The sequence below is a fragment of the Mycolicibacterium canariasense genome (assembly GCF_002101555.1).
Lineage (GTDB): Bacteria > Actinomycetota > Actinomycetes > Mycobacteriales > Mycobacteriaceae > Mycobacterium > Mycobacterium canariasense.
This window is the reverse complement of sequence record NZ_LQOL01000073.1, coordinates 1-20,458: the sequence shown is the minus strand read 5'-3', so window position 1 is coordinate 20,458 and position 20,458 is coordinate 1. Positions and strand designations below refer to the sequence as shown.

At 63.6% G+C, this 20,458-nt stretch carries 21 protein-coding genes; 9 read left to right on the top strand and 12 right to left on the bottom strand.

Annotation, left to right across the window (positions count from 1 at the left end):
* Window positions 1-989: 989 nt before the first annotated feature.
* Window positions 990-1,718 carry a flavodoxin family protein gene (locus AWB94_RS25165; protein ID WP_046190098.1) on the bottom strand — a complete coding sequence of 243 codons (729 nt, stop codon included), beginning with the start codon at window positions 1,716-1,718 and terminating at the stop codon, window positions 990-992.
* A 392-nt stretch (window positions 1,719-2,110) separates the two neighbouring features.
* Between AWB94_RS25165 and AWB94_RS25160 the strand changes: the two genes are divergently transcribed.
* Window positions 2,111-2,839 (top strand): cutinase family protein, encoded by a 729-nt coding sequence (locus tag AWB94_RS25160; protein ID WP_046190083.1) that lies wholly within the window; start codon window positions 2,111-2,113, stop codon window positions 2,837-2,839.
* A 96-nt stretch (window positions 2,840-2,935) separates the two neighbouring features.
* Window positions 2,936-3,592 (top strand): sigma-70 family RNA polymerase sigma factor, encoded by a 657-nt coding sequence (locus AWB94_RS25155; protein ID WP_225345695.1) that lies wholly within the window; start codon window positions 2,936-2,938, stop codon window positions 3,590-3,592.
* A gap of 26 nt (window positions 3,593-3,618) precedes the next feature.
* On the opposite strand, the gene AWB94_RS25150 is transcribed toward AWB94_RS25155, so the two are convergent.
* The 6 genes from AWB94_RS25150 to AWB94_RS25125 form a co-directional block, all read right to left on the bottom strand.
* On the bottom strand, window positions 3,619-3,876 hold the full coding sequence (locus AWB94_RS25150; RefSeq protein ID WP_046190084.1) for a DUF6510 family protein: 258 nt from the start codon (window positions 3,874-3,876) through the stop codon (window positions 3,619-3,621).
* Window positions 3,873-4,607 (bottom strand): FAD-binding oxidoreductase, encoded by a 735-nt coding sequence (locus AWB94_RS25145; protein WP_046190085.1) that lies wholly within the window; start codon window positions 4,605-4,607, stop codon window positions 3,873-3,875. The genes AWB94_RS25150 and AWB94_RS25145 overlap by 4 nt, the downstream gene beginning before the upstream one ends.
* Window positions 4,604-5,197 carry a molybdopterin-dependent oxidoreductase gene (locus tag AWB94_RS25140; RefSeq protein ID WP_033717461.1) on the bottom strand — a complete coding sequence of 198 codons (594 nt, stop codon included), beginning with the start codon at window positions 5,195-5,197 and terminating at the stop codon, window positions 4,604-4,606. The genes AWB94_RS25145 and AWB94_RS25140 overlap by 4 nt, the downstream gene beginning before the upstream one ends.
* A 99-nt stretch (window positions 5,198-5,296) precedes the next feature.
* Window positions 5,297-6,742, bottom strand: a complete 1,446-nt coding sequence (locus AWB94_RS25135) for a dihydrolipoyl dehydrogenase family protein (protein WP_033717463.1) — start codon at window positions 6,740-6,742, stop codon at window positions 5,297-5,299.
* A 1-nt stretch (window position 6,743) separates the two neighbouring features.
* The gene (locus AWB94_RS25130) at window positions 6,744-7,982 is read right to left on the bottom strand and encodes a bifunctional alpha/beta hydrolase/OsmC family protein (protein ID WP_046190086.1); all 1,239 of its coding nucleotides are present in this window, start codon (window positions 7,980-7,982) and stop codon (window positions 6,744-6,746) included.
* 108 nt (window positions 7,983-8,090) lie between these two features.
* Window positions 8,091-8,597 carry a YkgB family protein gene (locus AWB94_RS25125; RefSeq protein WP_046190087.1) on the bottom strand — a complete coding sequence of 169 codons (507 nt, stop codon included), beginning with the start codon at window positions 8,595-8,597 and terminating at the stop codon, window positions 8,091-8,093.
* Between the two features lie 421 nt (window positions 8,598-9,018).
* On the opposite strand from AWB94_RS25125, the gene AWB94_RS25120 reads away from it, so the two are divergent.
* Window positions 9,019-9,645 (top strand): TetR/AcrR family transcriptional regulator, encoded by a 627-nt coding sequence (locus tag AWB94_RS25120; protein ID WP_074324031.1) that lies wholly within the window; start codon window positions 9,019-9,021, stop codon window positions 9,643-9,645.
* 37 nt (window positions 9,646-9,682) lie between these two features.
* Here the strand turns inward: AWB94_RS25120 and AWB94_RS25115 are convergent, their stop codons facing one another.
* Window positions 9,683-10,354: a TetR/AcrR family transcriptional regulator gene (locus tag AWB94_RS25115; RefSeq protein WP_046190088.1), complete on the bottom strand. Its 672-nt coding sequence runs from the start codon at window positions 10,352-10,354 to the stop codon at window positions 9,683-9,685.
* A gap of 277 nt (window positions 10,355-10,631) precedes the next feature.
* Here AWB94_RS25115 and AWB94_RS25110 point away from each other — a divergent pair, with 277 nt between their 5' ends.
* Both AWB94_RS25110 and AWB94_RS25105 read left to right on the top strand, forming a co-directional pair.
* Entirely contained in the window at window positions 10,632-11,258 is a 627-nt protein-coding gene (locus AWB94_RS25110) for an RNA polymerase sigma factor (RefSeq protein WP_046190089.1), read from the top strand.
* Complete coding sequence (locus AWB94_RS25105) at window positions 11,255-11,536, top strand: anti-sigma factor family protein (RefSeq protein ID WP_170924377.1); 282 nt, start codon at window positions 11,255-11,257, stop codon at window positions 11,534-11,536. Before AWB94_RS25110 ends, AWB94_RS25105 begins: the two co-directional genes overlap by 4 nt.
* A 297-nt stretch (window positions 11,537-11,833) precedes the next feature.
* Here AWB94_RS25105 and AWB94_RS25095 read toward each other — a convergent pair whose 3' ends face one another.
* The 4 genes from AWB94_RS25095 to AWB94_RS25080 form a co-directional block, all read right to left on the bottom strand.
* Window positions 11,834-13,135, bottom strand: coding sequence for a cation:proton antiporter (locus AWB94_RS25095; protein WP_201029563.1), 1,302 nt, complete (start codon window positions 13,133-13,135; stop codon window positions 11,834-11,836).
* A 703-nt stretch (window positions 13,136-13,838) separates the two neighbouring features.
* Window positions 13,839-14,975, bottom strand: a complete 1,137-nt coding sequence (locus AWB94_RS25090; protein ID WP_057969522.1) for a hypothetical protein — start codon at window positions 14,973-14,975, stop codon at window positions 13,839-13,841.
* A gap of 78 nt (window positions 14,976-15,053) precedes the next feature.
* The gene (locus AWB94_RS25085; RefSeq protein ID WP_174561140.1) at window positions 15,054-15,695 is read right to left on the bottom strand and encodes a maleylpyruvate isomerase family mycothiol-dependent enzyme; all 642 of its coding nucleotides are present in this window, start codon (window positions 15,693-15,695) and stop codon (window positions 15,054-15,056) included.
* 577 nt (window positions 15,696-16,272) lie between these two features.
* Window positions 16,273-16,836: a hypothetical protein gene (locus AWB94_RS25080; protein ID WP_131701219.1), complete on the bottom strand. Its 564-nt coding sequence runs from the start codon at window positions 16,834-16,836 to the stop codon at window positions 16,273-16,275.
* Window positions 16,837-17,189: 353 nt separating this feature from the next.
* Here AWB94_RS25080 and AWB94_RS25075 point away from each other — a divergent pair, with 353 nt between their 5' ends.
* From AWB94_RS25075 to AWB94_RS34740, 4 genes are all read left to right on the top strand, one after another.
* A complete protein-coding gene (locus AWB94_RS25075; RefSeq protein WP_046190093.1) occupies window positions 17,190-17,552 on the top strand; it encodes a GNAT family N-acetyltransferase in 363 nt (120 codons plus the stop codon).
* Between the two features lie 473 nt (window positions 17,553-18,025).
* A complete protein-coding gene (locus AWB94_RS25070) occupies window positions 18,026-18,511 on the top strand; it encodes a hypothetical protein (RefSeq protein WP_046190094.1) in 486 nt (161 codons plus the stop codon).
* A gap of 11 nt (window positions 18,512-18,522) precedes the next feature.
* On the top strand, window positions 18,523-19,383 hold the full coding sequence (locus AWB94_RS25065; protein ID WP_046190095.1) for a hypothetical protein: 861 nt from the start codon (window positions 18,523-18,525) through the stop codon (window positions 19,381-19,383).
* A 113-nt stretch (window positions 19,384-19,496) separates the two neighbouring features.
* Window positions 19,497-20,114 (top strand): hypothetical protein, encoded by a 618-nt coding sequence (locus AWB94_RS34740; RefSeq protein WP_057970367.1) that lies wholly within the window; start codon window positions 19,497-19,499, stop codon window positions 20,112-20,114.
* Window positions 20,115-20,458: the final 344 nt, after the last annotated feature.

Sequence of the window (20,458 nt, the reverse complement as noted above, 5' to 3'; positions counted from 1 at the left end):
TCCGGTCCGGTGATCGAACCAGCAAAAATGCGGAGAATTAAAACCGAGTCCTGGTTACCGATCTCTGACGCGGAAGGTCGATCGTCAAAGTGGATGGCGATTGTCGCCACTCCTACCTGCGTCGTTGTCATTCAGTCACGGAGATGGCGCAGCGATTGTGGTCATCCAAGTGGCAGAAGTTGGAAACGGTACGGTGGTGCCAGTCATCGGCGCGGTGCCCTAAACCAGGGAGCCACCGTGGACAACGCGCCACTTCGTGCCCGGCGCTAATGGCTCGCCCAGCCCGAACAACGAGGCGTATTCCCCACTCACCACCGCTTTCATGCGTGCATCCCAGCCGCGCAGATCGAACGGTCGCGAGTGCGGTTCGATGTCGGCAATGATGAGCCCGACAGTCTGGGGGTCTGCTGCAGCGAGCGCCGCGAATTCGGGAGGAATCGTCCCGCCGCCGCTGGGCGCACCACACATCCAATGTGCTCGATCTCCCTCCCTGACGGCGCCCACCGCCACATTCCCGCGATTCCATCACCACATCGGAGGCCTAGATGTGTCCGGCTACGAGGTTTCTCCAGATATGAACGCGGCAGCGCCGATTGGATCCGGATTCCCGATGCGGGGCTGAGGGATTAGGCCGTGGCGCAACCAAGATCGGAGAGTCCCTCGATCGGCGCCAATTCGAGTTGACATAGCCGTCTCGGGCGCGCTCGTCAGCGATCGGCCACCGGGAGCCAGGGTGTCAAAGCCGAGTCCGGTCAGGCCGGCGATGGTGGCAAGCGGCACGCTGCAGGGCTCGTCTTTCCCACCTGTGAGCCCTTGAGGTTCTCGGTCGGATTCTTGAACTCCTGGCCTTCCGTCGGGGCCAGCCTCGGATACTCACCAACAAGCGGGATAGATACGCAAGCGCCGCCGCTAGCGAGGGGCCTTCCCTTCGATTCACCGCATGCGAGGCGTCTGCAAGTAGGTTTCGATGCCCTATATGGGGCCCGCAGTCACCGGTACTCGGGGTTGGCAAATCCGAATCGTGAACCGGCATCCCACTCGGCGCGTTGATTGCCGTATGCGGGCACTCCGCCGGCTGTGCGCAGTAGCGATGCGATGTGCATCAGGTTGTAGGTCATAAAAGTGGTGTTGCGGTTGGTGAAGTCGTTGTCCGGCCCGCCGGACCCCTCGTCGAGGTAGGAGGGACCCGGCCCTGCAGGGCCCACCCACCCCGCATCCGCTTGAGGCGGAATCACGTAGCCCAAGTGCTGCAGACTGTAGAGAAGGTTCATCGCGCAGTGCTTGATACCGTCCTCGTTACCGGTGATGAGACACCCGGCGACGCGTCCGTAATAGGCGTATTGCCCAGCGTCATTGAGCAATCCCGAGCATCCATAGAGCCGTTCGATGACCGCCTTCATCACTGAACTGTTGTCGCCAAGCCATATCGGTCCGACGAGGACGAGGATATCGGCGGCGATGATGCGTTCGTAGAGTGCGGGCCAATCATCGGTTTCCCAACCATGCTCTGTCATGTCCGGGTAGACCCCGGCGGCGATGTCATGATCAATGGCGCGAATCTGATCTACCTCGACGCCATGCTTTTCCATCAGTGCGCTACTGATATCGGCCAGACCTTGGCTGTGGCTGCGCTCAGGCGACTTCTTCAAAGTGCAGTTGACGAACACTGCTCGCAGACCATCAAAGGAGGGTGCGGCGTTGTTGTGGGGCGTCGGGATCTCGTTCACGTTGAGTGTCCTGTCTATGGCCCGGGTCGCCGAAGCGAGTCAGGAACGGAAGTGTCGTGGCGGGTCCTTTTGCCGAGGTCAGCCGGCCTGAACCGCGCCACTCAGTAGTTGTACTGTGTAGTACAGTATTGCTGTAGGCGGCTGATCCATGCAAGGCTGACGTGAACACGCATTGGGAAGCGTCCGATCTCCGCATGGCGGTCGAGCCGAAATAGGCGCCACGGTGGTTCATGCCGACATCGCTTGGTAACACGGGGGATTCACGACGAAAGCAGACACGCCCTCTCAAGTTCACGACATGGCTAGCCTGCAACCGTCATCGATGCTCTCAGCAACAAGCCGGTACGCCCCGAACCTCACGACTGCTACGCAAAGGAACGATCATGAAAATCAGTCCCGCTGCGCACGGTGCCACTCGACCGTGGACCGGCGGAAGGTTCTCCGCCGCTGTTCTTTCCGCTGTCGCGATGCTCATTCCGCAAACCTCGGCTACCGGTCTCGCCAAGGCGGAACTCGCCTGCCCGTATGCCCAGATAGTTTTCGCTCGCGGGACGTTTGAACAGCCAGGCGTGGGTGCGACCGGGCAAGCCTTCGTCGACGCTTTGAGCGACCGCCTGAGCGGCAAGTCCGTCCACGTATATGCGGCGGATTACCCTGCGTCGCTCGACTTCAAGCACGCTGCCGACGGCATCGCCGACGTCCGCAACAAAGTCGAGTCCATCGCAGCGACCTGCCCCAGTACCAAGATCGTCCTCGGCGGTTACTCACAAGGCGCAGCGGTGGCCGGCTACACCCTCGCCGACACGATCCCGGCCGACTACGAATTACCGACCGGCATCACCGGTCCCATGCCCGCGGCGATGGCCAACCACATCGCGGCGGTGGCGCTGTTCGGCACACCAGATGCCGGTTTCCTGGCTCTCGTCCAACGCAGCGCACCGCCCATCACCATCGGCAATCCCTACGCGGCCAGGACGATTCAGCTATGCGCAGTCGGCGACCCAGTCTGCTCCCCCGGCGGCCTGGATCGTGCAGCGCACAGCGCCTATAAGAGCAACGGAATGGCCTTAGAGGCAGCGGTATTCGCTGTTCGCGCACTGGCAGCGACGTAACAGCCTGACCATGAGTTGCCGGCGACGATTCGTCCTACTGGGCGAGCACTACACACATCCGCTGACGAGAGGACTGAGGCGAAAATGACGTCGTACGTGAGCATCGACGCGGCACGGTCGAAACCGGCGCCGACAGTTCGAACTGCGCCCAAAGCCGAGTGTCCCGCCGAGTCACTCTCGGCACTGGCCGAGCGGTTCGAACGTGAAGCGATGCCGTACCGCGCCGCCCTCCTCTGCACCGCCCGGCGACTTACACGCCGGGAGGCTGATGCCGAGGATCTGATCCAGGACACCATGATGAACGCATTTCTCGGATTCGACCGTTTCCAGCCTGGCACCAATCTGAGAGCGTGGCTGTATCGGATAATGCACAACCGATGGATCAGCGTCCACCGGATGAAACAACGTCGTCCAGAAACCTTTTGCGTCGACGCGATTACCGATGACGGTATCGCTGGCTTTGCTTCTCGTTCGAATCGGTTCGAGCGTTCGGCAGAAGACGAAGCCATGGACGGTCTGTCCGACCATCGAATAGAAGAAGCATTCCGATCGCTGCCGGAGGGCTTCCAGAAGGTGCTGTACTACGTTGGCGTCGAGGATCTCACCTGTGCCGACACTGCGATCCTCTTGGGGATTCCAGTTGGCACGGTCATGTCCCGCCTGTCGCGGAGCCGCGTTCGACTCCGCGCACAGCTGGCAGACTTCACCGACGGTTCGGAAGCCTGGTCAAATCGCCGCCCTCTTGCCCAATAGGCACTGGACAGCGACGCGACTTCGGGTCATGGCCCTGGGATTGAGACGTGTGCCAGCCCCGAGAGGTTGACGAGTACTTCATGCGGCTTTTGGACTATGACGGCGAGCACGCCCTGGCAATGCTCGCATCGCAGGACCGACCCGATGGCGGTCACGAAGGCGTGGGCGCGCGCCAGTTCGAATACGAGATGACAGCTTCTGCATCGTCCAATGGCGGCGGTGATCTCGATGCCGAGAGTGTCGGCGAAGAGTCCGGCAAGCGCGTTTCCGTCGAGGTGGGTCATCCACTGCCTCCGAAGCGTTCCGTGCGTATTCGTCCGGGGTCATGGCCTAGTTGGAGAAGCCAACCGGCGATCGTCTCGACGAACGGTGTAGGGCCGCAGAGGAAGATGCGCGGTGCCGCCGTGGCGGGAAAGACAAAACCGGCCAACGACTCTCGAGTCAGTCGCCCGGGGGGACGCAGTGATCCCGGAGGGCATCTTCGTGTGTGCACGATGTCGATGGTGGTCTGTGAGAGCGCCGAGAGCTCCTCGGCGAAGAGCACGTCCTCGGGCGCCCGGACCGAGTACAGCAGTCGGAACTCGGCGTGGTTCGCCTCGTGCTCACGTGCCATGGCCATCGCGAACAGCGGGACCACGCCGGATCCACCGGCGATGAGCTGAACCGGGGAACGGTCGGGTTCTGATGGGATCCAGACGAAGTATCGTCCCAGTGGGCCGTGCACCTCGAGCTCGTCGCCCTCTGCGAGCTGGTGCACGAGGTAGGGCGAGACTTCACCCGCGGGGAGTTCGTCGATCGCCAGGATGACTCGTGTCGTCTCGCCCGGCGACGCGACCGAGTAGGACCGGACCGCCTGATAGCCGTCCGGGGCGGTGAGGCGGACGTCGAGGTGGGAACCGGCATGGTTTCCCGGCCAGGTCGGCACGTCCAGCTCGATTCGGACCGCCGATGCGGTCTCTCGACGGCGGCTGACGACGCGTCCGACATGCCAGCTCGCGCGGATCGGAGACGTCACCAGTAGCGTTCCTCCCGCCACGGATCACCACGGAGATGGTATCCGTTCTGTTCCCAGAACCCGGGCTCGTCGCTCGGCATCATCCGTATCTCGCGGACCCACTTGGCGCTCTTCCAGAAGTACAGATGGGGCACGAGAAGACGCGCCGGCCCCCCGTGCTCAGGAGTCAAGGGCTCACCCTCTGCCTCGGTGGCGATCCACGCCTGGCCTTCGAGCAGATCGTCGAGGGGCAGATTGGTGGTGTAACCGCCGTGGCTTCGGACCAGGACGTAGTCGCAGGAGGTCTCGACGTCCTCGAACAGCCGATCCAAAGAGACCCCGCGCCAGGCCATGTCAAGCTTGGACCAGTGGGTGACGCAGTGAATGTTGGTGACGATGTCCTCCACGCCCACGTTCTGGAGCGCGTTCCAATCCCATCCGTGCTCGGTGCCCGTCTCGGTCGTGATGGTGAACGTCCACTCGTGCGCCCCGATATCGGGTGTCAGGCCGGCCGTCAGGACCGGCCAGTCGTCGACGAGCGTCTGGCCCGGTGGCAACCGTGAGTCGCCGGCGCCGCGACGGTTACCGAATCCGCTGTTGATCACTGCCATAGCAAGCTCCTTCGCGTGTCACGCGCGTCTCTGTGTGCGCTGACACTGAGTACGGTGTATTCCAAAATCCAGTCTCGACAGCGGCTCTCCCTTTCAGGGTCAGCTGGTCGGGCCACCTGAATGACCCCTTCGTCGGGCGAGGAGCGGGTTCCAGATCTGGTTGATCGACGGGTGCGGTGCCACGACGTGGCGGAGTGTCTCGACTGGTACCTTGGCGACGATGGCGAGGGTGGCCGCTTGGGCGAGTTCGGCGAACTCGGGTCCGACGAACGTCGCGCCGAGCAGGGTGTCCGTGTCGGCGTCGATGACCAGTTTCGCCCAGGCGTCGAAGCCGTCGCGGAAGATGGCGAGGTCGGGCACGGACTCCGGGTACCGCGCGGTGGTCGTCGTGACCGTGAATCCGTCGGCGCGCGCCTGACTTTCGGTTCGTCCCACCTCGACGACCTGGGGGTCGGTGTAGATGACCTGGGGCAGGTTGTGTGGGTCGCGGGCGATGAGTTCATCGGCGCCGAGCCGACGGCCTTGTGCGCGGGCGGCGATGATATCGGCGACGACGACTGCGTGGTATTGCGACAGGTGCGATAAGAGCGCGCGTCCGGTGGTGTCACCCATCGCGTACAGCCAGGTGCCGTCGACTCCGAGTGCCTGCAGATGGTCGTCGACGGGCACGAACTCTCCGCTACGCAGCCCCACGGATTCCAAGCCGAGGGAATCGGTGTTGACCACCCGTCCTGCGGCGACGACGACCTCGTCGATCTCGATGGTCTCGTCCCCGACGGTGGCGGAGACCGTGCCGCCCGCGACGGATCGGACCACTCCGGATGGGTGAGCTTCAAAGCGAAGGTCAACTCCGTTGCGTCGCAACGACTCGGTGACCATCTCGCTGGCGACGGTCTCGGAGTTGCGCAGCAGGGTCCGGCCCCGCGCGAGCAGCGTCACCTTGGAGCCCAGACCGGCCAGGATGGTGGCGAACTCGACGGCGACGACGCCGCCGCCGATGATCAGGGTCCGTGGCGGTACGTGCGTCATGGCCGCCAGGTCGCGGTTGGTCCAGGGGCGCGCGTCGGCCAGCCCTGGTACGTCGGGGATGGCGGGGCGGGTACCGGTGGCGAGCACGACCGCCTGCCGCGCGCGGACAGTCTCCTCGCGGCCGCCGGGGTGGGTGACGGTGACCACGCGGGGGCCTGCGAGCCGGCCGTGGGCGTGCAACACCGTGAGGCCGCTTTGCTGCAGAGCGGCGGTGACACCCTCATCGTTGAGATGATCGACGATGGCGTCGCGTTTGGCGAAGACGGCAGCGACGTCGAGCTGCCCCGACCCCACAGCTTCCCGGACGCCGGGGACGGCCTTCGCCAGGGCCAGTACTTCGATCGGGCGCAGTAGCGTCTTGGTCGGATTACATGCCCAGTAGTGGCATTCACCGCCGATGAGGCGCTCCTCCACCAGGGCCACCTCGAGCCCTTCGGCGATGAGGTATTGCGCCGCTGACGCGCCGCCAGGCCCGCCACCGATCACGACTACGTCGAATTCTGAATCTTCAGTCATGTCAGCCTCTGTCTCGGTCGGCTCGTGCGTCAGCGGTATGAATGGACACTTCGGAGCGAAGGGTGCGATGCACCGGGCACCGGTCGGCGATGTCGAGCAGCTTGGCACGTTGGTCGCCGTCGAGCGGGCCGATGAGGGTGATGTCGCGTTCGATCCGGTCGACCATCCCCGTGGCGGTCTCACATTCGGCGCAATCCTTGGCGTGGACGCGGGAGTGGCGCGAATCGACGACGATGCGTTCGAGCGGCCACTGCTTCCGATCGGCGTACATCCGCACCGTCATCGACGTGCAGGCGCCGAGCGCGGCCAGGAGAAGGTCGTACGGTGTTGGGCCGGCGTCATCGCCGATGGGTCGGGGTTCGTCCGCGGTCAGTCGATGCCGGCGCGTACCGATCTGCTGGGTGAGTCTGCCGGGTCCGCTTTCGGCGACCCGCACGGCACCGTCGGCCAAGTCATCGGTGTTCAGGTCGCGGGTCGCCGTAGGTGCCGCCACGTACCTACTCAGCCAAGCGGCAAGGACGCTCGCCGTGTACCCCGCGTCGGCCCGATTGCTGAGAAGGTGGTCGGCGCCGTCGAGAGTGATGAACGATTTCGGGTGCCGCGCGGTGTCGAAGATGATCCGCGCGTTGTTCACCGACACCACCTCGTCGAGCGGGGAATGCATGACGAGTAGCGCAGTGTCGAGGGCGGCGATGCGCTCGCACTGCGGTTGCATCGCGATGTCGTCGAGAAATTCGCGACGCACCCGAAACGGTCGACCCCCGATCGATACCGTGGCCTCGCCCGCTTCGACGCCGGGTAGCGCGTCGCCCAGCAATCCGACGACGTGGAAGGGGTCAGCCGGTGCACCGATGGTGACGACCGCGCGAACCTCGGGAATTCGAGATGCGGCTGCCAAGACTGCCGCCCCGCCCAGCGAATGCCCGATCAGCACGGCTGGGGCACTGAATTGGTCGCGGAGATGGTCTGCGGCATGCACCAAATCTTCGACGTTGGAACTGAAGCCGGTCGCGGCGAACTCACCCTCGGACTCCCCCAGGCCGGTGAAGTCGAACCGCAGTACCGCGATCCCCTGCGCCGCCAAGGCACGCGAGATCCGGCCTGCTGCAGCGTTATCCTTGCCGCAGGTGAAGCAGTGCGCGAACAGCGCCCAGGCTTTCGGATCGCCGATCGGCATCTCCAACTTGCCGGTCAATTCGCCGCTACTGCCGCGGAAGACCGTTCGGGCTGAGGTGCTCATGTGCCTCCCTCGGCTGAGGACGATTGCGAGTGAAATGTACTACACAGAACAGTTTGTCCCCGGGATGGCGACCAGACAGAAGGCCTTGGGTCAGAACGCGGCGGACTGTCATTGACCCAGCGGTTCCGCGCGCAGCGTCCGCACGGCGTCACCGAGAGTCCACAGCGCCACTGCGAGGAGGACGACGTCCTTCACCAAGAAGTTGCCCACCATGGACAGCACCGGGAACCCGCCGGCTTCGAGCGCCATCACTCCGGGAGTGGTGAACATGAAGCTGAGCGTTACGACGAACATCCCGATTGCCATCACACTGCCCACAATGGATGCCCTGGGCGCCCATGGCTTAACGGCAATAAGCGCGGCAGTCGCCAGTTCGACGACACCCAGCACTGCCGAGAAGGTCGTCACCGAGAAGATGTCGTACACCCAGCTCATCAGGGGGCTGCTCGCGACCAGCGGTTGGATGGCATTGGCCTCATAGGTGGTGAACTTCAGTGCGCCGATCCACGCGATGACGAACACGAGTGCGTACCGCACCGCAACTTCCCCGGCCGGGGCCACCCGAGAGGCGATGGGTGAACAATACAGGCGAGATATGGCATTTTCCAATGACATTGGCCTTCCTTCTATCGTTGAGTAGGCCGTCTCCAGATCATGAGTGCTTCCGGTCGGGCGTGGCGTTACACGACGGCGTCGACCGATCGACTTTTGGGAGCTGGGGATGCATTCCGACCCGACGTGTAACGGAAGCTACCCACACCGACACTCCCCTACGTCTGATCATCGCGCGGCGCCCATGCAGCCGAGCCGGACTGATCGGGCGACCCACTCGAAGGAGCAAGACTCAACCGCCACCAGTGCGATGAAACTGTACCGGTGAGTACAACAGATGTCACGCGGACATCACTGCCCCGGGCTGTGGGATAGCAGTCATACAGCCGCCGAGAAGGCGCCTGTGGCATTACGACCGAACGCCAACCAGTCACAGTGCCGTGGGGTGGCGAGGTTCCAAACGAAAGACGATTGGAGAGTTCTGATGAACGAATGCTCGACCCCGGGGACTGTCTGCAACACTTCGGGCACACAACATCACCGGCATGCACGTGCGGCGATCGTCAATGCTGCCGCCTCGATGATGTACCACCGCGGCGTCGCCGCTACGTCGATCGGTGATGTCTCCCACGCATCTGGCGCAGAGGTCCGAGAGCTTGATCGCCATTTTCGCGATAAAACTGAACTGGTCCGAGCGGTCATAGACCGGGAACTGGCGGCCTTACTCGACGGCCAAGTTGCCGCCGCGGAGATCAATTCATGGGACGGACTCGATACGTGGGTGACGCGCGTGGTGGACGCCCAACCGGCCGAGGATGGCCCGTTCGCCTGTCCCCTCGGGACCTTGGCTGCGGAACTGAGAAACTCTCCGGAGTACCAACCTGCGTTGGATGCTGCTTTCCGCACTTGGGAGGGACATCTGGCCGCAGGCTTACGCCGGATTCAGACTTGCGGCGAGATGGATTCCGACGCCAATCCAGACCGCCTTGCCGCCAGCCTTCTCGCGGCTCTGCAAGGCGGATACCTCCTCGCCTCTGTCCACGGCCGGATCGAGATCATGCGCGACGTGCTCGAAGACGCGGTGGCGGCGCTGCGGCGTTACCAGGTCTGAGCCAGGATCTGGTCAACGTGCCCACGACCCGACTCGGTCAGCTCTTCGCCGCGACCGTCCGTCGCCGCGGTGTTGCCCTGCGACGCAGAGACAGCAGCGCGTTCTCCACCGCATCCTCGAAAACCGTGCCATCGTCGTGGATTTGGGCCATCATCAACCCACCCTGCACGGCCGCGACGATCGATTGGGCCAATCTATCGGGATCTGACTGCCGTGTGAGCTGACCTCGCTCGCGCATGACTTCCAAGCCGCGTGCCAGCGGCTCCTCCCAGCGCCGGAAGGCGGCGTCCAAATGTGGAAGATAAGCGGGATCGTTCTTCAGTTCGGCGGCCATCGATCCGAGCGGGCACGCGAACGGCCCATCCAGGACACGATGGCTCTCCATCACCTGCTCAGACCACCGCTTCAGGCCCGCCCAGGAGTCGGCGTGGTGTATCGCTGGTTGCGCCGCCAAGATGAGTTCGACCTGACGGTCGATGACCGCCCGAATGAGGTCGGCCCTGTCGTCGAAGTAGTGGTACAGCTGCGACTTGCCGCAGCCCGCGGCCGCCAGCACGTCATCGAGGCTGGTCGACGCCACGCCACTTTGACGCATCATGGTCGCAGCCGCGTCGACAATCGCTGCACGGCTGCGCAGCCCCCGCGGGGACAAAGACGGCCTTGGGCTCTCGCCCGTTGCCGCCTTCTCGGGCGCCCGCGTTGCTGCCATCAGTCCACGATAGCTTCTCGGTCAGTCGCCAAGACTGCGACCTCTACGCAGTCAGGTGTACCTCCCGGTACAGTTCGCATCGGACCTCGCACCACCACGGCGTCGAGACCGATCTACCCGGCACGTCCCCTCGTCACCCTCCGTTGCCCAGCCAGGAGCAGATACCGGACACAATCCGCACGAGCCATCTACTGTGCTATTCACTGGTGACTTCGGCGCTTATGGCGCGGCGGCCGGGTAGCGATCGCTCACGCACGGCCGACGAGGGGATTCCGACATGCTGGAACCGGTGGGCACCGCGGCGCTGGCCGACCGACTGCGCAATGGTGATCCGGAGGCGTTCAGCAAGCTCCTCGACCTTTACGGGCCCTCGATGCAACGAGTGGCGCGCGGATACGTGTCCAGCAACGAGCTCGCCGAGGACGTTGTGCAGGAGACGTGGATCGCGATCTTCAAGGGCATCGACAAGTTCGAGGGTCGGGCCTCACTACGGACGTGGATCTTCACCATCTTGATCAACGTCGCCAAGAAACACGGCCTCGCTGAACGCCGATACACCGACACCGCCGTGCGCGTCATGACCGGCGGCACCGTCGATCCGGACCGGTTCCGCGACGCGGGCGATCCCCTGCCCGGTCATTGGAAGGAACCACCCGCCCCGTTCCCGGACACGCCCGAGGGGTCGCTGCTCAGCGGGGAACTCACACAGGTCGCCACCGCGGGACTGCAGCGCTTGCCGGCGCGCCAACGTGAGGTGGTCACTCTGCGTGACGTACAGGGGTTCAGTTCCCAGGAGGTATGCCAATTGTTGGACATCAGCGCGGCCAACCAGCGGGTGCTACTACATCGCGGCAGAGCCGTGGTTCGCCAAGAGCTGGAAAACTACCTTGGGACGACCGCATGAACGCCGACGAGATCATCTGCGAGCAACTCGTGGAACTGGTGACCGACTACCTCGACGGTGCGCTCGATCCCGACGTCCGAGCCAGGTTCGACGCACACCTGCTGGAATGTGATGGCTGCGTCAACTACCTCGATCAGTTCCGGTCGACGATCAGCACCTTGGGGCGGGTTCCGTCCGATCAACTCGACGAGGGCTTCCGCGAGCGCCTCCTCGACACCTTCCGCGGATGGACGACCACGCCCGACCAGGATCACGACCGGCCGCAACCCGATCCATGACCGCATAGGGTTTCCCTGCGGAGGTGCCTCACCACCACTGCGATGGGAGCGCACAGCACCAGCACCAGCAAGATGCGGGTGTTCCCGTTTTGAATCGACGCATTGCAGCCCACGAAGACGGCGAAGGCGACCGCGGCCCGGACCGGTCTTCCGGAACGCCCTCTGGCTCGCTGCGGACCGACGTTGCTCCACATGAGATAGGCGAGAATCGCTGCCGTGGTCGCGACCTGCGACGCCGCCGTGAGTGTGGTCATTCCGCGCTCGGCCGACCCAAGTTCGAAGTCGTCCGGACAGTCTTCACGGGCCAGGACGCGGTCGGTCATCGCCACTGAGGCTGCCGTCTGCGCGCACGCCCGGAGCGGATGCTTCAGCGCCCCGCGCCAGTAGGAAGACAGCCAGTCGGGGAAACACGATGACTGACAACAAGCCGGCGGCGACCAGCGCGGCGTAATTGGCCGGTTCCAGCAGGCCCAGCTCCACGCCGATGCCCCCGGCCACCACCGGAATGCTCAGCGACGTGGCCTGCAGTAGGCCCGCGGCCAGAACGTCGCGGCCACCGGCGAGTAACGGACGGTAGACGATGGCCGGCAACGCTCGCACGATCAGGAGGGCAGCAAGGAAGACAGGGATCTTGGCCAAGGAGGAGGCGTGGTCGACAAGTGCGCGAATGTCGAGTGACACCCCGGTTGCGACGAAGAAGAACGGGATGAATACACCGAATCCGACCGCATGCAGCTTGGTATAGAACTGGGTGTGGGTCATGTCGTCATCGCGGTCGAGGAGCGTCAGAGCCGTCCCGGCGAGGAACGCTCCCAGGATCGACTCGAGTCCGAACGCTGTCGCGAGAGAAGCAAATACCAAGAGTAGGGCCATCGTTCCGCGGACTCGAATCTCGGCGGTGGTGTCCTGCAGGTCGAGCATCGTCTTGCACAAGGTACGGGCACGCTCCAGGCCGAGAACGACCGTGATGACGACACCCGTGAAGCCGAGAAACGCCGCCAGCAGCGTCAACCTGGCCCCGAGCCCGACTGATGTGTCTTCGGAAAACAACAGGGAAAGAAGCACTATGGGTACGACCTCGGCAATCGATGCACCAGCCACGATGACTTGCCCCGCTCGGGTTTCCACGATCCCCGCGTCCTTGAGGACCGGAAGTATGATGCCGAGCCCGGTTGCCGAGAGGATCAGGGCCATCAGCACCGGTGATCGAGCGAGGCCCAACATCCCGAGGCTGACACCCACTCCCACCGCAAGAGCGAACGACACCGCGAACGCCCCGGCAGCGCGGCGCAGCAGCGCCCCTCGCAAAAGACGTACGTCGATTTCCAGCCCAGCGAGCAACAGCAGGAAACTCAGGCCAATCGTCGACATCACCTGCAGCGCAGCGTCCATGTGCAACCAGCCGAGTACCTGTGGCCCCAGGATGACGCCGAGAAGAATTTCGAGCACGATCGCCGGCACGGCGAGCCGGAACACCCTCACGCTGAGCGGCGCAAGCAAGGCGACGACTGAGACGATCGCTACCGCAGTCAACGAGACGATGTGGGGAACCTTCCTTGCTGTGCCCCAGGCGAAATGGGCGGACAGGTACGTATCCAAATCAGTGGTGGCCGGCTGCTCAGTACATCGTTTCGGCGACTTCGTGTCGCCGATTGGTCAAAGTCAGCCCGAGTTCGGCAGTTGCATACTGTACTACATAGTACACTTTGTCGATACGCCCTCTTTGGCGAGAACCGGTAGCCGGCGCGGGGGTCGATGCGAGCTGGTTCGAGAAATGGCATCCACATGACTTTGCGGATGCGAAGATGACATCAGGCATGAGAACCTACAGCCGCCGCCGACAGCCCCGCTTACGCGCCTGATCCATCAATAGACGACGGAGACAAGTGGCGGCCAAATCAACGCCAATCACGAAGTGACGCCTCCACAGCTACCCTGGGGCGATACGGAGGGCGGCTAAGGTTTCGTCATCTAAGTGACACTTGCGTCATGTCAAATGACGAAATGAAATCCACTTTGACAATCGACACATCTGCGGGCAGGTGTCGATTCTCAGACTGGACGGCACATGCCACTGACTCTAGCTGCGCCTACACAGGTTTCTCATTGCGATGGCACAGTCATTTTTCTCATCCAAGTGGCAGAAGTTGGAACGGTACGGTGATGCAGGACCATGCATCGCGTCCTCCCCTGGCCGCGTGTGCGGCGGGTTCTCAAGCACCGCCGCAGGCCGGCCCCCGGCCGTGATGGCGCGGCATGCGGGTTCGTTTGGCTCTGAAAAGTCGAGATACGGGTCGTGGTCTCAGTCGTCAGCTGTGGGAACTGGGTTGGCCGCCAGCCACAGATCCAGTGCCGCGGCGCCGATGTCCTTGCGGGCCTTCCGATTGAGCCCGAGTTGGCGTGCTCGTTGCTGCACGTGTTCGATGACGTTCGGTTCGGCGCTCCAAGGTAAGGGTTTGCGACTGTGCTTCGCTGCTGGCGTGGGTTTCTCGAGTAGGTCTGATTCAGGGAACATGGTGAGCAACGACATCATCTGTTCGGGCGTGATCGCCGCGGCCTTGCCCTCGGTGAACCATGTAAGGACTTCTGTCTCGCTCGCTTCGTCGACGATTCCCTTGTTGTGGATGTAGTCGTTGCGGATTCGGCGGATGTCTCCGAAGATCGGCACGCGGATGTCTCGCGAGTCCCAGGGACTGCCATCCGGTGCGGTGCCGTGCGCGGCGGCCACGCGCCCACGGTATTGCTCATCCCACAGCGAGTGCATGTAGGCGAACCACTGGCCGTAGAGCAGCTGCTGGACTGGCGAGAACCGGTCGAAGCTCACGAACCCGGTCTGCGGTGTCAGCATCGTGACCCCGCCGTGCGTGGCAATTTCGAGATCGCGCATGGGGATGCAGCCTGGCCCGGCCTGGTCGACGATCTCGAATCGTCGGACATCGAGGTAGGCGTCTCCAGGAACACCAGACGCCGCGGAGTACCACTCGTAGAGCTTGGTGACCACGGCGTACTGCCCGCTGAGCATCACCGCCAAGGACAGCGTGAACTCACTGCGCAGTTCCGCAACAATGGATTCCAACGTCGCCGGCGTGGCCGCCGGTGCGGTGAGGGCCGCACGCATCGGCGCGATCCCGGCGCAGATCGCATCGAGGGCCGGCACGAGTTCTCGTGCCGTCCAGCGCTGCCGACGACCGGTGACGGCACGGATGGCGAGTGCGAGTGCCAACGATGCTCGTTGCAGCTCCGGGTCGTCGGCGGTGTTCAGACGGGGGAGGTCACGCAGATAGTCCCCCGGCGTGGTTTCCCGCAACGCCTGTGACGGGTCACCGGCGATCCACTCATCCTGCCGCGGGTGAAGCCGCATCGCGTCGGCCAAGTTCTTGACGACCTGTTCGAGCTCGTCGAGCTGCTGTACCCAGTGCATGAGGTTCCCGCCAGCCATACGCATAGACTCCCACGTCACTTCCGGTGGTCGCCATTAGTACGGTGCCCATCTCATCGCCGGGCCTGACGAGGGCGTTTACCGAAGCCTGGCGCGCAATACGGGTACTGCGGGGCCAGCGAGGTGATCGAGCGCGACGGTACGTCCGCAGGCAGCCAGCATCAATGCCTCTGCGGACCCGACAAGCGCGTCACCGGTCCCCCACTCTCGCCCCGTGTCTTCATCAAAGAGTGCGATACCGCGTAGTCTTCCGCGCGGGAAGAACCCGAGTTGGGTTCGGCCAGTGAGGAAATCGAGCACTAGCGCGACAAGTTCTGGGTTTGGGCGGTGCACAACGGCCAGCGGGATCCGCATATCGCAACCGTGGACCAACACATCGGTCAAGCCAGCTACCGGACCGGTGATCGGTGGGCTAAGCCGATAATCGGCACCACAGCGAAGAGCGTCCGCGATGTCGGCCGCAGATGCCATTGCGCGGCGTCGGGCGAGGGCATCAATCCCGCGATCTCCGCTGCGATGTCGTACACCGCTGGCCAGGAAGCCCCAAAATCCGTCAGCAAAGTCACTGACCAGGTGTGCTGCAACAGTTTTGACATCCCAGCCCGCGCAAAGGCTAGGTATGGCCAGCTGCCCGGCGTCCAGACTCTCAACCAATGCGGCGATCTCGCGGCGCTCGGCGGCAACCGCCTCAAAGACACGGTCGCAGTCCGCTGAACTCATCCGCACACCTGCAGATTATCGGTGAGCCCCGATGCGTGGGTGGACGCCGCCAGGGTCGCCATCGCGCGCCGACCTCCATTCTCTCACCGGCGGGCTCCGCCGTCCCAAGCGAAGAGTTCCGCGCCATGAGGTACCCACGGCGATGTGTCCCCCGGCTCGCTTCCGAAAAGACTTAGCCATATCAGCGACGAAGGTGTCACAGCCTGGACATGCTGCTCGTCTTCGGCACACTCACGCGCGACGACATCACCAGCCATCCGTCAGCCCTTCCCGGCACGGCAGACGAATACGAGCAGCTCTCACACACCATGCGGACGGATTGGGTGGGACTTCGCCAGCCACGGTGCGCCCAGGTGGCCCCCCCCCTGTGAGCCGTCAGGCACCCGCACTACACGCATCTACAGCGCCCGACCGATCGCCCCTACCCGGAGGAATCGTCGCGCCGACTCTGGGCTCACCACAGATTCGACGCGCTCGATCTGTCTATCTGACGGCTCCCGCACCGACACATTCCTGCGATTGCATCGCAAACTTCGCGCAGCGGTGCGCCAGCCCACGGATGCCGTGCAGGCCCGCACTAGCAGATCGCTGCGCTTTGGTTGTGCCACTCACCAGATGCCGCACGCCATCTGACCTGCACCTCAACCGCGGACGCTTCCGTGACGGCGTTGCCGCTTCCGCGACGACCCATCGTCATGGCGAGCGAAGCACCGAATCGCTGACGGACAGAAAGGTTCACGTAGCACGGCAGTCCCGACGACGAAGACAGCCGCTCGGCGCTGAACGGCGGAACTGTCTCAGCCGTGCAAACCACCTTGTCGGACAGCGTGACACTCACGTCGTAAGCGGTGGCGTCACCGACATTGGCTAGGTAAGCGTGACGCGGGTCGATGTCCCAGCGGCCGGCCTGCCAATGCGCACGCGATTCGGACGCGGATGCGGATGCTGACACTGTCTGTTCTCGTTGGCGCTTGGCCCACCATTTACAGCCCAGCGCGAAGATGAACGCCAAGTAGACCGCCGCGAGGGCAACCAGCGGAGCCAATAAGAGTGACGGTAGGGGCCACCAAGGAGCAAGCAGTAATAGAGGTCCCACTGCCAGAAGCAGCAATACCGATGCGCCAGCCTTCGATGCGCCCACACCGGGATCGTATGTGCTATTGACGGCCAGCAACAGAGCCGCCGCACTTTGCCTGATCCCGCGGCTCAGCAGAAGCGCTGTCTTCCTGGCCCGCGCCACCTGGCTAGATGCCGCTTACCCAGCAGCGGGTGGACTGGTTGCCGTGCGCAGCGCCACCAGATGGCAGACGGCAGACGTCTGTCGACCACAACTCGCCGCCGCCAGCGGTAGCGCCTTACCGAAGCCTGGCACGGAGTGCGATCGCACAGGGTTCAAAGGCGGCAAGCAGCCAACTCGGTGGCGAGGATGGCGCCAGCGCTGCGGCTGCGAAAACCAGGTGTGTCGCGCACACGCCATCTGCCACACTTCCGGCGATGACACCTCAGCAAATCGTGCTTCGTGCGGCGACGACGGAAGATGCCTCTTTCATCGTCGAGATGGCTCGTCACGCCTGCGTCATCGAAGACAGGCCTCTTCCCCACCCCGATGACGACGAAGTGCTGGAGATGCTCCCCCCTGACGGGGTGGCGCCGATTATTGCCGCCGATCACACGGGCACACCCGTCGGTGCCGTGTGGACCTACTACGGCAACCCACCACTGCACTGCGACGCCGCGGGGACGCCCCTGCCCGAACTGTGCATCGCAGTGGCACCAGGGTACCGCGGGGCCGGCATCGGTGCCGTGCTGCTCGACGCGCTCTTCACCACCCTTGCAAGAGACCACAACGCGATGTGACCAACGTCCACATCCGCAATCCCGCCAAACACCTCTACGAACGCAACGGGTTCCGCGTCGTCGGCCAAGGCAACGGCCCGCTCGGGCTCGCAATGATCAAAGACTTACGCTGAAGCGCAATCGATTCCGACTTCCAATGCGAACGTGCGCTGCCGACATGGGAAGTGATCGGAAGACGTCTGGCGACCGTCACCTGTGGTGGCCAGGTTGTCGATTCTCAAACTGGATGGCGAAAGTCGACGCCTCTAGCTGCGCCTTTGCGTGTTTCTCACGGAGATGGCGCAGCCGTTTTTCTCATCCAAGTGGCGGAAATTGGAACGATACGGCTGTGCAGGACCGCACGTTTAAGTCCACAGTCAGAAATCCCATCATCGAACCGTCCCGTCCAAGGATAATCACGGTGTGAACGGAACAAGGCTCCCGAACGGGTTGCGCCGCAATGATAGAGATCACGGAGCGGGACGCGTGAGCCGATGAGGACCGAGTCGATTGACCTCGACGACTTCGCTGGGTGGGTGCCGTTCGCCGCGCTGCCCACCGCCGGCGTCCCGACCGGGCCGGGTGTGTACGTCATAGTGCGACCCACCGACGACCCGCCAACGTTCCTCGACGTCTCGCCGGCAGGACACTTCAAGGGCAAGGACCCCACCGTGCCCGTGGCCGAGCTGGAGCAGCTGTGGGTGTCCGGCACCCGCGTGGTCTACATCGGCAAGGCCAATCACGGAGCCGGCCAAGGGCGTGGGCTGTACAAGCGGCTCGACGAGTTCCGTCGGTTTGGTGCCGGCGAGCCGATCGGCCATTCCGGGGGCCGCCGGATCTGGCAACTCGCTGACCACGCCGACCTCCTCGTAGGCTGGCGCGTCACCGACGACGAAGAGGCAGCCGCGATGGAGACCGAGATGATCGCCCGGTTCCGCGCCCACCACGGGTTGCGCCCCTTCGCCAACATGCGCAACTGAGTGAGGCTGCGGTGAAGAAGGTCGACGACACCACGCCCGCCCCGTGCGGCCATCGCGGCTGCCGACTCAAGCCGAGCGAGGTGCGGGCACAGCTGTTGGCCTCCACCGCGCTCGACGATCCGGACCTCACCCGCGTCTGCGACCAGGACGAGGCGGTCGCCGGCGGAGCCATCCCCGACTTCAGGTCACGGCGCCACGTCGTCGAGGTCAAGGAACTGACCAGCCAAGCGTTGCGCCGATTCATCGACCTCTACGAGGCACTGCCGCAGCGGTACATCCCCAAATATAGTTTCCGCTACCTGTGGGCGGTGTCGGTGGACGTCTCGCGCGCGGCCGGCGCATACGGCGGCAACCCCAAGACCCCCGAGGTGAAGACGTTGATCGCGACGTCGACCCAGCTGATCGAGGACCTCGAATCCCGCGGGATCATCAACTCGCTCGCCGACCACGAGAACTTCCCCAAGTACGCGAAAGCGCTTGGCTTCTACTCTAATTGCGCTGTAGTGCCGGACAGCCCATTGGGGCCGGGGATCCTGCTGTCTGGCACCATCAGCGGGCAAGCGCGCACTCTCGACCTCGACTACGACGTCACCGCCTTCCTGCAGGACTGGCTGGATTCCGAGCAGTCCACGAACGCCCGACAGTCGCTGGCCGGCCGCGCCGGGATCCACGTCCTGGTCCTCATGGCCAGCCTCGACGGCCCCGCCGCGGGCCTGATCCACACCCTGCGGGAGACGCCGGGCGAAGTCCCTGCCGCCGCGCTGCGACTGCCCGACGACATCGATGTCCTGATCGTCACCACGAACATCGACGTCCTGCGCTTCACCCCGAACGGCGGATGGTTACGCCACACCGCCCCGCCTCCACCGTGAACCCGACGCCATGGCGGGAGCGATCAACCGCGGCACACCCACATCATCGAGCACAGCCGCGGATGCAGCGGGGGCGTATCGTGGCCTGACCGCCGATTGCCTGGGAGGCTTACATGAAAGGCACGTCGTTCGGGCGCTGCCGGTTGGTGAACGTGCTGGGCCGCATCGGAATCGGCAGTGTCCGTCACGAGTTACGAAGCTCCATTTTGATGGACGGACGGCCGGTTATCCGCGTGGCTACCGCTTCCCTGTTTCTAGTTGTTGCCGCAGGAGCTTGTAGCGGTGGTTCGTCGACGGTTCCGCTTGAATCTACCTCGGGTTCGGCGCCACAGCCGTCACTACAAGACACAACCTGCGGATTCCGCGGGCCGAACCCGAAGCTGGCTGAGGCCCGCCGCGAGGCGCAACGGATCAAGGACGCATATCCCGAGGCGGCAGGATTTCAAGCTGTTGAGATTGATCATTTGTTCGACTATTACTACCAACAATTAATTCCGGGGTCCGTCGAGGCCTATGTGAAGTTGGCATGTAGCAAAATTGAAGACTCTGTGCCGGATGCAGATCGCGGACTTATGGTCGGAATAGCCGTCTATATGGGCACCAGTGCGTGCAAATACGTTCAAACGGGTGAAATCCCCATCAGCGAAAGTGCCACCTCGGACTGGATCGAAATGGTGAGGATGTTCTGCCCACAATTTTCGGGTTCTCTTCCTGCGACGCCAACCCGATGACACCGTTCGCGCATGTGCCCATGTCTTGAGATCTACAGGAGCCGCCGTGGAGGTTGTCACAACAGCGGGGGCAGCAGCGATTACTGAAAAAAGCGGCGGCCAGCCAGCGGCGGCAGCAGCAGTCGTGACACCAATTTCTGCCTGGAGGGGCGGGTGGCGGCGGCGGCGGCTGTCGATTGTCAAACTGGATGGCGAACGTCACCGCTTCTAGCGGCGCCTTTTCCATGATAGTCACCGAGATGGCGGAGCGATTTCGGTCATCTAAGTGGCTCTTCACAGATGAGGGTGTAGAGGTGGTTGGCGCGTCGTTGCCGGGATAGAGGTCGAGGTCTCTCGAAAATGAG